Genomic DNA, 15,022 nt, shown 5'->3' on the forward strand with positions numbered 1-15,022 from the left:
ATTCTTCACTCCTTTTTTAAATGCGCATAGGTTTGGCTAGTATATTCTTTTTTTGAGATTCCTTGCCAAAATAATTTTTAAAATAACCGCTTATATAAATACGAGTTCGTTCTCGCTTTACTTTATTACGAGAACGAGAAAGGGTGGTGTAGATGTTACCTATGGTCATTCCAAATAAGCTTGCTATTTCAGCTGGGGTAATTTGTTGAAAAAAGTAAGCTTCAAAAACTTGACGTTCTTTTTTAGATAAGCAGTGTAATAGGTTTCGAATACCGTCTAATACGTCCTTTTTTATCAGCATAGCTTCAGGATTTCCGTATTTAAGATACATATTTTCATGCACACGCTGGGATAAATGATATAAAATATGGTCTATATCATGAACATCTATATCAACGTTTATTTGATGAGCATATTCAATATGTGTAAAAGGCTGCTCCTTTGCAAACGGACCACCCCGACGCATTTTCATATTTGCCTGATTGCGGACAATCGTTTTTAACCATGGAGTAAATCGACTAACATCTATGAGCGTCCCCATATGAAGAAAGGCTTTAATGAGTGCTTCTTGAACAATATCTTCAGCCGTCTCAGGATCTTTCGCTATCATCTGGGCCCAAGACATAGCTTTGTTACGATACCTGCGTACGAGTTCTCCGAATGCATCTCGGTCACCGGTACGAGCGACTTCAATAAGAGCATCATCGTCCATTTCTTCGATTAGTGATTCACTGTTCGTTTCAGTCAAAGTAGTCATTCGATTACCCCCCTATTACAACGGCTACATCATTAGATGCCATCACAACATATAACCTTACATGATTCATTCTGAAAAATTTTAACTATTCTAAATATACAATTTGCTATGCAAAATGAATAGCGTTTAAATTGGGAATTGATTATCTTTATGGCCAAACCAATCTATGCTTTGTTCACCGGTTGGAAGGGTGATGGAGCTTATTTTAGAATGATAAATATAATTTTAAAATGACATGAAGGATGGGTAAAAGTACCTAATAACAGTATCCGTCCGCTCACTATATATCTAGTCAATATGATGGGTATTTATATCATTCATCTTATTCATATTGCTTTATTATTTATGCAAATTTATAATAGTTTACTGTACAATCGTGGAACTTTTATCCAATATAGTTAAAGGTTGGTGACTCAACCTCATTAATATCAATAAGGAGTTGATCAAATGAGTATGAATGACATCAAAGTAAATAGACATTTAATCATGTTTATTATCATTTTGTTTTTTATAGCTACGATGGTTGTCGGTTGTTCCAATGAAGATGCTGCATCTGATACTGATGAAACAAATGAGGGAGCTGACGAAGCAACAAACGATTCGGATGATACGTCTAGCAATCAAGACGAGGAAGCAACTGAAGATGAGCAAGAAAATGACTCTGAAGAGACAATTGAAGCTTCAGGAGAGCAAAATGGTTCAGAAGAAAGTAGAGAAGATGATTTATCTGAAGAGGTAGGAGAAAGTAGTTTACCAGAAACATTGGAAGTTGATGAAACGGTTTACCATGATAACGGGACGATTTTGACATTAGAAAGTATTAATTTTAATGAAGAATATATTACTGTCAATATTAGTGTTATTAATGCAGCTGAACGAGATGTTTCTATTACAGCAGGAGGGAGAAGTGGAGCCTTCTTAGAAGATGATCTAGGGGACGTACAGTATTTTTACCACCCACCTGAAGAGAATGAAAACCTCGATATTCCTGAAGGAGATCGTATGACAGCATCTCTCGTATTTGTTGGTATGCTCCCAGATGAAGCGAGTTCCCTTAATTTAACGTTAAATGATACTTATGGTGGTGATAGCTCGATTGCAAGTAATCCACAGTTTGATTTTGAAAATATTGATTTAGGACGGTAGTATGATGGGAGAAGGTGGATTCCGTGAAGAGGCTAACAAAACGACTACCTTATAACAAACAAGTAAGGAAATTTAGTTTCGTCGGAGTAGTATTTCTATTTATGGGACTGTTAACATCTTGTATCGGTTCCTCTGATTCAGTGCCAGACGCTGAAAGGGTGGAGGGGGAAGAGACTCATATCGCCATGGATGAAGAAATGAATGGCGAAGAGAAGGAAGATTCGATCCCAACATCTACGGTTAAGGTAGAGCCGTTTTTAGAAGAGTTAAAAAAAATAATAAACGCGAGTACGATCACTGGAAAAGTGCCATCTAGTAGAGCAATTGTTACAGAAGGGATAGATGGTTCATCACAAGTAGAAATTGAGATGATCGAAACCTTAAGTGAGTTTAATGCTGTTGATACAGATGTAGGTACATTACTAACATTGCCAGGAAACGTTATGTTTGATTTCGATGACGACAATCTTCGTCCTGAAGCTGATGAGGTCATTGCTCAAATTGTTCAAGTCATTGAAGCAACAGATGAGGCTGTACATATTGCTGGTCATACAGATAATCATGGAAGTCCGGAATATAACGAAAACCTTTCAAAACGTAGGGCTGAAGCCGTTTTAGAAGCGCTTGTCGAGGAAGGTGTAGATGAAACGAGACTTACAGCAGAAGGTTTTGGTGAAACAAATCCAATTGCAAGAAATAGTCACGCAGATGGATCAGATAACCCAGATGGCCGGCAGAAAAACCGACGAGTTGAGGTAACCATTGAGGGGTTCACTAATAGTGAATAGACTGCCAAGCTAATTTAACGGATACATTCAATGTAAAAAGGTTAGATAATAGGGAATTACTGTAACCGCCAAGTCTTATTGAACCGTTTTTGCAATTAAATGTAATACATTACTGTCTGGAATTAAAGAATCCCTATATTTAGTTCGATGACTAGCTTCATTGTAATGGTTGCAACCTTATGACAGTTTTAATGATACTCTTGATCCATGGAGAAACTCAAAAGAGATAGGAGACTTTTCGTAAGTGTAGCTTTTCTTAGGCAAACACTTCGATAAGTCTCTTTTTTAGTTACTATCAGAACCCATAAGACCTATGGATGATCGTATAACTGCAACAAAGGCTTGCACGAAGTATAGGAATTTCGGCAAGCATCATTCGCTTGCTGAGAATCTCTTCAACGATAAATCAAGCTTTGCTTATGTATTATGCTTTTAGTCACTTCCTTTTCTTTTTAGCCAATTGAAACACGTTTCGTCACATGTTTCTAACTGGATAAGACGCTTGCTTCTTCGAAAAAATTTTTAATCGTGTTTCCTACATGTCAATTTTCCTCTTCGATTCTAGTTATGTCGCTTTTTCATAACAAGATTCATCCAACCGAACGGTTTATTTATTGCTACTCCCTCAAACTATTCGATCGCTTTACACATTGTATCGTCGATAACCTAGTATTTAAACTTTCAGATATATGATAGACAATACGAAATCAGGAGTTTATTTCTTTTTGTGAACATGAAGAGAGGTGCTATTCTCTAGTATTCTCGATAATAAAAGGACAAATGGACAGATTAATACGTAATTTCTTTATGTAGTTTTCGACAGAAAGAAATGATATATAGGGACAATTTTCTTATTTTTAATAGGTAGGAAGTAATATTCGATGAGTGATCATCGTTTAAGTAGACAGTTCAAAATATCGGTTTTTAGTAAAAAATACCAGTTTTATATTGACTAAAAAATTTACCAGTAATACCATAATATAGGCAAAAGAAGAGGATTTTGCTACTTTAATCGTAGGTAATTTCCCGATATTTAAAAAGGAGATGAGTATTCATGGCAGGCCAAATTCGTATGACTCCTGATCAACTGCAAGCAAAGGCTAAGCGTTACGGTCAGAGCTCACAGCAAATTGATCAAATTTTAAGAGACTTATCAAACTTGCAGGAAGAGTTAAGAGGAGAATGGGAAGGGCGTGCATTTGAGCGCTTTGATGATCAATTTAGAGAATTAAGTCCTCGCGTACAAGACTTCTCTCGTTTAATGCAAGAAATTGAAGCACAATTAATTAAGACGGCTGAAGCGGTTGCGCAACAGGATGAAGCTCTTTCTCAAAACTTTGGTCTTAGATAAGAAGACCAATGAGATAAGTAGCTTTTGAGGTTTACTTAACTGTAAATGAGCTACATGACGACATGTTGTGTAGCTCATACTCATTAAGTGAGAGCAATATTCGATTTTTTATACTCGATTTTATTTTTAAAAATAATATAGTTTGTTTTCCATTATATGAATTAATAGATATTTTTAATAGTAGTATTCTGATGAATATGAAAAAGTAGCAGGAGAGGAATACAAGATGAAAAGAATAGAGCTACGGTTAATCGCATTTTTAGTATTAGTTCTTGCACTAGCTGCTGGCTTGTCTTATGTGGCTTTAAATCAAGTAACACATACAAGTAATAACGATGCTGGACACCGAATGACGATTGCGTTAGTAAATGAAGATGAAGGTGCAATGTTTAATAATGAGCGATTAGCTTTTGGAGATGCCTTTGTTCGGAGCGTCGATCACGACCTTGACCATGACTGGTTTGTTGTTAGTCGTGGTGTTGCTGAGAGCGGCTTGGAAAGACAAACTTATGACATGATGATTGTGATCCCAAATGACTTCTCTGTTAAGGCGCTCTCAATGGATTCCACTTCACCAGAGCCCGTGACACTAAATTATAAAATCAATGCATCAGAGAATGATGAAATTAGGGCAGAGGCTGAAAGAGCAGCTAGTGACATATTAAATGACTTTAACAGACGCGTCATTGATGTTTATTTTGCTAGTGTGATTGGAAACTTGCATGAGGCGCAGGATCAAATTGGCTATATTGTTGATGAACAGGCGAAATATACATCTACATATAATACGGCTATTCAGAGCCCGCTTTCTAACTATACAAATCAATTTAATACAGTGAAGGACTTTACAGATGTCTCAAGAGGAAGCTTTAGTAGTTTAGAAGATACGTTGGACTCCTTTACAGATCGTTTAACAGAAGAGGTTGAAACAAGTCAAAACTTTGTATCAAATGTTAATGATGTAGCGAGTCTAACAGAATCGAATGAAGCTTTGTCACAAGGATTCTATGACTCTTTAAATCAATTTAATACAACGATTCATGATACGGATACGAAAACACAGCTTGACCAGCTCGTTCGAGCAAATGAGCGGATTTATAATCAGTTCCAACTTCAAGAAGAGAATGCAACGATTATTTCTGATGCTGCTTTGTTACGAGAGTTCTTTGATCGAGCAAACCAGCAAGTAACCCATTTAGAGAAGGATTTAGAAGAAACACTTCACTCAAATATGGAAAGAACGATATCAAGGCGCTTGTCAGGAATTTTTAGTCATGCATTTGAAAATGAATTGACGAGTTTAAATTCGTTATTTAGACATCCAGATCGAAACATTCATCGTAAGATCGAAGCGCATATTAATCAGCTCCCATCATTAAGTATACGAGATATAGATGAATCTGGTTTATCTGATCAAATGACATTGGAATTAACGAATGTCATTGCGACAGCAAGAAAATATAATCGTGAATATAATTTTTCACCTGACGAGTTAGATAATAGTGAGATTTTATCTACCCAAATTCAAGAAATAAAAAATCGATTAGCTGAAACAGGCGTTGTGATGACGAACTCTGTTGAGCTACCAGCGAATGAAAAGTCAGGTCAAACGTTCACTTTAACGATTCCGAAAGAATATGAATTAAACCGATTGTGGTTAACGTTACCAGGTTCTGATGAAGTTGATTATACCGATGTGTATAAAGAAAATGGGGAAGTGAAATTACCTGCTAATGATGAAGGGGTATTCACTGTTCGTATTCAACTTCAGTTGAAAGATGCAAATAGTGAGATCGATGTGTTCCAACCTGCAACTTGGAGTTGGGATATGCTACAGGAAGACATTACAGATGTAGACTATGTAGATGAGGAATTAGGTTACGAAGTTTCCATTGCTCCTCTACTTGCAAATACGGTGATAGAAGGCACAGATGAAGAGAGAACTGAAGATACCGATAGAACCGAAGTAGAGGAAGGGAACGGCAACCGTGAGGATGAAGAGGATTTTGATTATGAAGGGCGAGAAGAAGAGCATCCTGATGAAGACGTAGAGGAAGACACAGAACATGAGGATCAGGAGGAATCTGAAGAATTAGATGAGCCTGATCATCAAGATGAGAAAGATAATGAAGAAGGCCATGAGGAAGAGCCTGAGCCGATTATTGAAAAGGTAACAGTGATTAATAACTATATTCATCATCGAGTTATGTCACCAATATTAGATGATGGTACGCAAGCTCTTATTCATGCTGCTGAGCATACGATTAGTGACTATCAGAAACTATCAGCATTATTAGAGATTTATTTCGGGTTAGATATGAGTTCACCAGAATTAAGAGATTCGTTTTCAGGAAATCGTTTGTCTGACTTAGCAACAGAGTCTTCTCTATACTATCTCTTTAATGTTCAAGAGTTAGATGATTTGATTACGAACTATGTTGTGGAACGAGTAACGTCTGGTGTTACAGCTGAAATTAGAGAGCCGATTAAACAGTTATATGAGCAAGTGAGACTGTATCATGAACGTTCAAACCGCGCTGAAAATCGAATGGATCAGCTTGTTGAGAAAATTGTTTCTACGACAGAACAGGCGCTGGTAATGAATCAAAGCCTTTCTGAAGTGCTAGAAGATGTTATGGACTGGCGTGATCGAAGCATGGCGTTAATCGATGAACAGTCTGATGTCCAGGCTGCTGGTCAAGAAGAACAACAGGCCATTTTAGCACTAAGTAATGACTTTATGCCACTGCTAACAACAAGTGAAGCACTTGCTGAACAAGCACAAAGCAATTTCTTTACAGCAGAGACTGTTTATCAAACCTTTGAAGAAATTGATCATCAAGCGACATCGATCCAAGAAAGTGGAAATGATTTAATCAGTCAGGCAGAAGAACTATCGATTAATATGACAAATAAATTAGTGGACGATGAAGCGTTTGTTGAGAACTTTACCGAAGTGTTAGCAAATAGTCGAATTGGTGAAAGACAAAATGAGGATTTATTAGAGTTCTTATCAAATCCCGTTCAAACGAAAAATGATGGCGTTATCGTCTCTGGTGATACATTCACACCATACTTTATCGTATTAATTGCCTTTATCGTTGCGCTCTTTACAGCGTATGTGATTTCAACAAGTCATCAACGTCGTTTAGCAAAGGATGAATTTGAAGGAGAGAAAACAATCTTCTCTCAAAATACACCTATTACGATTATTACGGTCGGTATCGGAGTCATTGAAGGTGCAGCAATAGGGTTAATTTCAAGTTACATTTTAGGAATGAACGGGACTCCATTCGTGTTATGGACACTTCTGCTAACGGTTCTTGTCTTAACGATGGTCCTTCTATCAACTTACTTGTTACGTCAATTGAAAATGATCGGGATGTTTTTACTACTTGCAGTATTTGCTATGTATTTATTGTTTACAAGAGCTTTAGGTTCTGGAGCAAGTGGCGGATTACGGGCATACTCACCGTTACAATATGTAGAAAATGTTTTAGTTCAGGCTTCAAATAGCTCGATTAATTATCTAGCTACCTTCTTTATTTTGTTCGTACTATGCATGATAGGTGTTCTTCTTAATTTGCTAGTGTTCAACCGTTCTACAAAAAGTGAGGGGAAGGACGATGAAGATTCTTCAAAAGCTAGTTAACGTCGTGTTTTGTATGCTCATCTTGAGCTTACTCTTACCAACGTTCACAGTAATGGCTGATGATGAGCCAAGTAGTCCCGAAAAAGGGAAGTTAAACATGGATCTCGATCGTATTAGTGGGAGTAATCGGGGAGGAGATCGAACGAACACGGTAACAGAACTTGAGAAGGAGTTTCCAGAATTGTTTAGAGATGAGACACGGGAAATCATTGATACAAAGCAGACGGAGCAAGAAGAGTGGCTTGAGGGACTTCAACAATCTATTTTTGAAATGGAAAGTCAACCGGACGCGACAGTCGCTCTTGTACAAGAATCACTTTTTACAGACAGTTATATGGCTCCGACAACAGAAAACCGTGAATATGCAGGAGAGCCTAACGAGGGCGTGAATAACGTCCTCCTTTTTTCCATTATCGGATTTGTCACGATGATTGTTGGAGCAATGTTTACGATGATGCGACAAGTGATGGATTAGGAGAATGTATGATGGTTAAGTCAACACATATTAATGTAACGATTGATTTTCATAATTGGGGTGGCGATGTATACGATTTACGTATTCCAGTCCAAGTAACAGTAAAGCAACTATTGTTAAGCGTCTCTGAGACGATCCGTTTACAGCGACCGGATTCTTCTCTTTGTGCCATAAAGGTAGTAACGAAAAAGTTACTCATTACAGATGATGATAGCTTAAATGATTACCCAATTACAGATGGAGATATTTTACAAGTATTATAGAACAGAATGTTAAGGTCTGTTGAAAAGGTGAAGGGGTCAACGTTATGAAGGAAAAAAAGGTTCAATTTGATTCTCTCACTCTTCATGTTCAAATCGAAGGTGAAGAGTGGAGCACAGAATTAGCAAAGTCTCAAACGAAAGTGAAAGATATTCAGCAATTGGGGCTTATTACAACACCTTCAGAATATTTTTTGCCAGTCTCTGTGCAAGAGGAAGAGGATCTTTTTAGGTTTTCGTTTGTAGTGAAAGAAGAAAAAAAGAAATGGAAGGATATAAAGGAACTTCAACGGAATGAGAAGCTCCGATTACTTTGCAACTTGGCAAAGCTGAAACATTATTTATCTTCTAGGGTGACTTTCTATCTCCATCCTAATAACGTCGTTTTTGATGATAACTTAATGCCAGCTATTATGTATCGTGGGATACGGCAATTGTTACCACCTTACGCCGGGGAAGAGGAAGACTTTTTCCTGCAATATAAATGTTTCATCCTTGCCTTGTTCTCGAAGCAGTATACATTTGATGATCTATACAATGGTTCATTAAATAAGGTGAAGGATACAGAATTTGAACGTCATATTCAGGAGACGAAAAGTCTCGAAGAATTGATCAAATATATTCAAGACTGTTATCGCAAAGAGCAGCAAAAAACGGAAAAAACGATGACAACTGTCCCAATCAAACGGTTTCGTTTATTTAAACAGCTATCCATTATTACGATCGCGTTATCGGTTGTTTTAGCTGTACCTTTGTTTTATTACATGTTCGTGAAAGCTCCTTACCAAGAGAAATTATTAGATGCTCATGGTGAATTTTTGTCTTCTGATTATAACGGTGTCATTTCAACGCTTAGAGGAGAAGATCCTGAACGATTACCATATCGAACAAAATATATTTTGGCCTATTCTTATATACAAGTTGAAAGTTTATCTGATAGAGAAAAAGAAGCGATTATGAGAAACGTCAGTTTACGTAGTGATGTGGATTATTTACTTTACTGGATATTAAATGGTCGCGGCTACTTTGATGAAGCGATAGAAAAAGCGATGTTCATTGATGACCCTCAATTAATTATGTATGGATTAATTAAGCAAATTGAACAAGTACGAAACGACCCTCAAGTAAGCGGTTCGGAACGAGATGAAGAAGTACGTAGACTTCAAGAAGAACTTAATCGGTATCGGGATGATTATATTGAGGTTGGGGAAGAAGAGTCATTAGATGAAAGGCCAATAGAAGGAGCAAATGAAGAACAAGAGCTTGATGAAGACCCCGATGAAGAGGAAGAAGTGGATGATGACGAAGATGAGTAACGATGTGGCATCGTAAGCTACGCAAGATGGGCTGAATGAGAGAGGAAGAGAATCATGGCACAAACAAAACTATTCATTCTTTTTGATAAGCAGTTGCACAAATGCTCCTTACCTAAAGGTATATCAAAAGAAATAACGGTAAGTAGTGATTGGTCTGCTACGGTGACGTTTACGAGCCTAACAGCATCTTTTGTGATCACTTGGGATGGAGAAACATGTGCTCTTAAGGGGGCAGTACTTTCCCCGAATAAACGGACTCGTTTTCAAGTAGACGCTACTGATATCGAGTTTCTTGTAAGAGAAGAGGATGAAGTCATCGTTTATGATTTAGCAGGGGTTTCAACTGTGACGTTTGGAAATAGTGAACAACACGATATTCAACTGAAGTCAACGGAGGCTGACTTTTCACTTATACGATCATCAGAACAGCGATACTTTCAATTAACGGTTAATCGTGGTGAGGTTTATCACAATTATGTTTGTAAGGGCAGTGTTCGCAAAATTGAACCAGGAGATCGACTTTATGTTGATGGAATCTCAATTACGATTAACTCAGAAGATATGGAAGTTGCTCTCTTTCAAGAGGAACGATCCTCGACGTTAACGCAGTTGCTGGAACGAGATACGTATTATAGTGAGGAGTATCCAGATTACCATCGTTCTCCACGTGTCATTTATCGCGAGCCGACAAAAAAGCAGGCAATTGCGAAACCACCACCGCAGCCGGCAAAGCCGAGTGAGCAAATCGCTCGAACGGTTGTACCACCGCTCGTCATGATTGCGGCACTTGTTTTGCTCACGATTTTTCAACCACGGGGAATTTACATTGTTGTCATGCTTGCAATGACCGTGACGACCATTGTTATTTCAGTCATTTATTATGTGAAAAATGTAAGAAAATATAAAGCGGACACAAAAGAGCGATTAGAGAGCTATCGAGAGTATTTACACAGAAAAACGAAAGAGCTTTATCGGATTAGTGAAGAGCAGAGACATTCATTACAATACCATTTTCCGGATATCGAGCAAATGAGAGACATGGCTGTACGGGTTGATGCGAGAATGTATGAAAAAACGATGTTTCATCATGATTTTCTTCACTATCGTACAGGGCTAGGTACAGCAGAAAGAAGCTTTGAGATTGACTTTAATGAAGAAGAGTTTACACAAGAAAAAGATGTATTAGTAGATGAAGCAAGGGAACTATTAAATCAGTATGATGATCTTCATGAAGTTCCCGTCGTGGCATCCTTGATGAAGGGACCAGTGGGTTACATTGGTCAACGACATCTCGTATTAGAGCAATTACAGTTATTAGTCATGCAAATTGGACTGTTTCAAAGTTATCATGATGTTCAGTTCATCACGGTATTTCCTGAAGAGGAAAAAGACGAATGGAATTGGATGAGATGGCTCCCTCACGCAAGTTTACGTGATGTCAATGTTAGAGGGTTTGTCTACCATGAGCGTTCACGAGATCAAGTCCTTTATTCGATGTACCAAATATTGAAAGAACGAAAACAAGTGATTGATGAGAAAGGAAATACGAATGAAAAAACGTATTTCTTCCCGCACTATGTTGTACTCATTACCGATGAAAAACTGATCCTAGATCATACGATCATGGAATTCTTTAATGAAGATCCAAGTGAACTAGGTGTATCACTCGTTTTTGTTCAAGATGTCATGCACTCTTTGCCTGAGCATGTAAAAACGGTGATAGATATACGAGATTCAAAGACCGGGAATATCATTTTAGAAGAAGGAGAGTTGGTCAATCGTAGCTTTGTTCCAGACCACTTCCCATTGAATTTTAATAAGGAAGAAGTGTCTCGAGCGCTTGCTCCGATTAATCATTTACAAAGCTTAAAAAATTCAATACCTGAAAGTGTGACCTTCCTTGAAATGTATGGAGTGGAGAAGGTCGAGGAATTAAGTATTTCGACTAGGTGGCAAGCAAATGAAACGTACAAAAGCTTAGCTGTTCCGCTTGGGTTACGCGGAAAGGAAGACATTGTTCAGCTTAACCTTCACGAAAAAGCACACGGTCCACATGGGCTCGTTGCCGGTACGACAGGGTCTGGTAAATCTGAAATTATCCAATCGTACATCTTATCCCTTAGTGTTAACTTTCACCCATACGAAGTCGCCTTTTTATTAATTGACTACAAAGGTGGAGGTATGGCGAATTTATTTAAGAAGCTGCCGCATTTAGTTGGGACGATTACGAACCTAGATCGTAGTCAATCGATGCGCGCATTAACGTCTATTAAGGCCGAGCTCCAAAAGAGACAGCGCCTGTTCGGTGAAAATGATGTGAATCATATTAACCAGTATCAGAAGCTGTATAAGCAAGGGAAAGTTCAAGAGCCGATGCCTCATTTATTTTTAATTTCTGATGAATTTGCTGAGTTGAAGTCAGAGCAGCCTGATTTTATGAAAGAGCTTGTTTCAACTGCACGTATAGGTCGTTCACTAGGGATTCATTTAATCTTAGCGACTCAAAAGCCAAGTGGAGTTGTCGATGATCAAATTTGGTCGAACTCCAAGTTCAAGCTAGCATTAAAAGTTCAAAATGCAAGCGATTCAAATGAAATTTTGAAAACACCAGATGCTGCAGAAATTACACTACCTGGTCGTGCGTATTTACAAGTTGGCAATAACGAAATTTATGAACTGTTCCAAAGTGCATGGAGTGGTGCAGATTATGTTCCTGATCAGGATGACTATGACTTAGTGGATACGACGATATATGCCATTAATGAGTTAGGACAATATGATATTTTAACGGAAGATTTAAGTGGATTAGGTCAAAAAGAGCAAGTGGAAAAGGTGCCGACGGAGCTCGATGCGGTCATTGATCATATTGATGAATATACGAAAAAGCAAGAAATTGCCCCGTTACCAAGACCGTGGTTACCTCCATTACCTGAGCAATTAACGACAGAAGAGCTCCATCCAGTTGTTTTTGAAGAAGCTTGGGAAGAAGAGAAGAAGCCTTTACGGGCAACGATCGGATTGCTTGACCAGCCTGAGCTTCAATTGCAGAAGCCATTAACGCTAGATTTGACGAAGGATGGTCATATCGCTGTCTTTGCGAGTCCTGGATATGGGAAGTCGACTTTTTTACAAACGGTTGTCATGGATTTATCGAGACAGCATCGTCCGGAGCATTTCCATGTGTATTTGCTAGATTTCGGCACAAATGGATTGTTACCGTTAAAGGATTTACCTCATGTAGCGGATACGATTCTCGTTGATGAAATTGAAAAAATCGGTAAGCTTATTCGTTTATTAACGTCTGAGATCAAAAAAAGGAAACAGCTTCTAAGTCAATTCGGTGTAGCCAACTTAGATATGTATGAAAAAGCGAGCGGAGAGATCGAGCCGAATCTATTAATCGTGATTGATAACTTTGACACGGTGAGAGATACAGATTTCTCAGAGGAATTTGAGAAGCTAGTCACTCAAATTGCCCGCGAAGGAGCAAGTGTCGGCATTCATTTAACGATTAGTGCAGGAAGGCAAGGAGCTCTTCGAATGCCGTTACTATCAAATATTAAGACACAAATCCCTCTTTACCTTATTGAACAATCAGAAGCGCGTTCTATTATCGGTAGAACGGATCTAGAGATTGAGGAAATCCCTGGTCGAGGGTTAGTGAAGCTAGAGGAGCCTGCTTTATTTCAAACGATGTTACCAGCAGAAGGTACGGAGGCATTAGAAATTATCGACTCGATTCAAGCGACTACTAAGCGAATGGATGAGTATTGGCAGGGCGAACGTCCAGAGGCGATTCCGATGATGCCAGAAGGTGTTATTGATTTTGAACAATTTAAGCAGAGTAGAAAGGTGAAGGAGGTTGTTAGTCAACAACAACTACCTCTTGGTCTTGAGTTTGAAGAAGTTCAGCCGTTAGCTTTTGATCCGCATAAATTTGGACAGCTAATTGTCGTAAGTGACCGTAAAGAAGGGTTAAGACGGATGAATCAGTCTCTTTTAAAAAGTATGATGCTGCTTGCGAATGACTATCAACTTATGTTGATAGATACGGTTCATAAAGAGTTAGCAGAGAAAGCTACTGAGGTTAGTGCTTATATTTGTGAAACAGAAGGTCAAAAGACGGTAAAGAACGATTTACTGAGTGAGATCAAGATTCGGATGGCTCAAGGTGCTGAAAGAATGCCGAAGTGGTTAATCTTCATTACAGATTTAGAAGATTTCTGTCAAAGAAGTGAGCTCACAATAGAGGAAATGACAACTTTCTTTGAACAAGGAGCAAAGCTAGGCATCTACTTTATTATCTCAGGAGACTATAGCTTTATCGGAACAAGTTTCGATCCAATTGCCAAATATGTTCGCACACAGTCGATTGTAGGGCTTATTAGCATGCGATTAAGTGATCAGGATATTTTCAAACAAGCATATATTGCAAAGGAAAAGTATCCAAATCCATATGAATGCTATTACGCAATGGATCATCAAAGTATTAAACTAAAAATCTCTGAATAAGGAGGTTGGAAGAGAATGAGTTACTTGAATACGTTATACGCTAGAAGGAATCGAGTTTCGAATCAACTCCATCAGACAAGACAACAGCATGCTACGGCTTCTGATGAAGTTTCAAGGTTAAGCACAGCTGTATCCAATTTACAATCGGCAGTTTCTGATCTGAGGTCATCAAAATCAAAAATTGATAAGCTCACAATTCAAGCGAGTAGTTGGAAAGGGGAGAAGGAATCGACCTTCTCAAATCGGTACTCATCTTATCAATCTGCTGTAAATCGCTATTCAAACAAAGCGGATGATGCGAAGGAGTGCATGGAAGATGACCTTCGAAGAGCGGAAGAACGAAGACAATCGCTTGCAGCAAACATTAGCAACCTGCAATGGTCAATAAATTCTCTCGATAACCAAATTAGATGGGAACGCATGAGTCAACAGAAAGGGTGAAGGATATGGGATCAGAAGTAAAGATTAATATCGATGTATTTCGTGCAAACGTCGATAAGCTAAGAAGTTCTTTGACAGGGTTAGAATCAAAGATGAATGCGAATAAAGCCTTTAGCCAAACGAACATTTCTCCTTTTACCGATGATGTTGAAAAGTTTGTTGAATCGTTACAACTCTTAAAGAAATACAAGCAGATAATTGAAGTAGATGTAGCTATCTTGGAAGAAACAGGAGAGGATATGCGTGAAAATGACGAACAATTAGCTCGACAAAATGTCCATTCAACAACGGGATCACAACCTTTACCATCCTAAGGGAGGAGGA

At 38.3% G+C, this 15,022-nt stretch carries 11 protein-coding genes; 10 read left to right on the plus strand and 1 reads right to left on the minus strand.

Annotation, left to right across the window (positions count from 1 at the left end):
- Positions 1-16: 16 nt before the first annotated feature.
- Entirely contained in the window at positions 17-757 is a 741-nt protein-coding gene (locus CD001_RS07565; protein ID WP_096186914.1) for an RNA polymerase sigma factor, read from the minus strand.
- Positions 758-1,204: 447 nt separating this feature from the next.
- Between CD001_RS07565 and CD001_RS07570 the strand changes: the two genes are divergently transcribed.
- The 10 genes from CD001_RS07570 to CD001_RS07615 all read left to right on the plus strand — a co-directional run bounded on the left by CD001_RS07570 (position 1,205) and on the right by CD001_RS07615 (position 15,012).
- Positions 1,205-1,903 (plus strand): hypothetical protein, encoded by a 699-nt coding sequence (locus CD001_RS07570; RefSeq protein ID WP_096186915.1) that lies wholly within the window; start codon positions 1,205-1,207, stop codon positions 1,901-1,903.
- Positions 1,904-1,926: 23 nt separating this feature from the next.
- Entirely contained in the window at positions 1,927-2,691 is a 765-nt protein-coding gene (locus CD001_RS07575; RefSeq protein WP_096186916.1) for an OmpA family protein, read from the plus strand.
- 1,054 nt (positions 2,692-3,745) lie between these two features.
- The gene (locus tag CD001_RS07580; RefSeq protein ID WP_096186917.1) at positions 3,746-4,042 is read left to right on the plus strand and encodes a WXG100 family type VII secretion target; all 297 of its coding nucleotides are present in this window, start codon (positions 3,746-3,748) and stop codon (positions 4,040-4,042) included.
- A gap of 226 nt (positions 4,043-4,268) precedes the next feature.
- Positions 4,269-7,694 carry a type VII secretion protein EsaA gene (gene esaA, locus CD001_RS07585; RefSeq protein ID WP_096186918.1) on the plus strand — a complete coding sequence of 1,142 codons (3,426 nt, stop codon included), beginning with the start codon at positions 4,269-4,271 and terminating at the stop codon, positions 7,692-7,694.
- Entirely contained in the window at positions 7,669-8,169 is a 501-nt protein-coding gene (gene essA / locus CD001_RS07590) for a type VII secretion protein EssA (protein ID WP_096186919.1), read from the plus strand. The genes esaA and essA overlap by 26 nt, the downstream gene beginning before the upstream one ends.
- Before the next feature lie 8 nt (positions 8,170-8,177).
- The gene (locus tag CD001_RS07595; protein WP_306454063.1) at positions 8,178-8,432 is read left to right on the plus strand and encodes an EsaB/YukD family protein; all 255 of its coding nucleotides are present in this window, start codon (positions 8,178-8,180) and stop codon (positions 8,430-8,432) included.
- 44 nt (positions 8,433-8,476) lie between these two features.
- On the plus strand, positions 8,477-9,745 hold the full coding sequence (essB, locus tag CD001_RS07600) for a type VII secretion protein EssB (protein ID WP_096186921.1): 1,269 nt from the start codon (positions 8,477-8,479) through the stop codon (positions 9,743-9,745).
- Positions 9,746-9,799: 54 nt separating this feature from the next.
- Positions 9,800-14,257 carry a type VII secretion protein EssC gene (gene essC, locus CD001_RS07605; RefSeq protein ID WP_096186922.1) on the plus strand — a complete coding sequence of 1,486 codons (4,458 nt, stop codon included), beginning with the start codon at positions 9,800-9,802 and terminating at the stop codon, positions 14,255-14,257.
- 15 nt (positions 14,258-14,272) lie between these two features.
- Positions 14,273-14,698 (plus strand): YwqH-like family protein, encoded by a 426-nt coding sequence (locus CD001_RS07610; RefSeq protein ID WP_096186923.1) that lies wholly within the window; start codon positions 14,273-14,275, stop codon positions 14,696-14,698.
- Positions 14,699-14,703: 5 nt separating this feature from the next.
- Positions 14,704-15,012 carry a TIGR04197 family type VII secretion effector gene (locus CD001_RS07615; protein WP_096186924.1) on the plus strand — a complete coding sequence of 103 codons (309 nt, stop codon included), beginning with the start codon at positions 14,704-14,706 and terminating at the stop codon, positions 15,010-15,012.
- Positions 15,013-15,022: the final 10 nt, after the last annotated feature.

Source organism: Evansella halocellulosilytica, assembly GCF_002335745.1.
Taxonomy (GTDB): domain Bacteria; phylum Bacillota; class Bacilli; order Bacillales; family Salisediminibacteriaceae; genus Bacillus_CA; species Bacillus_CA halocellulosilytica.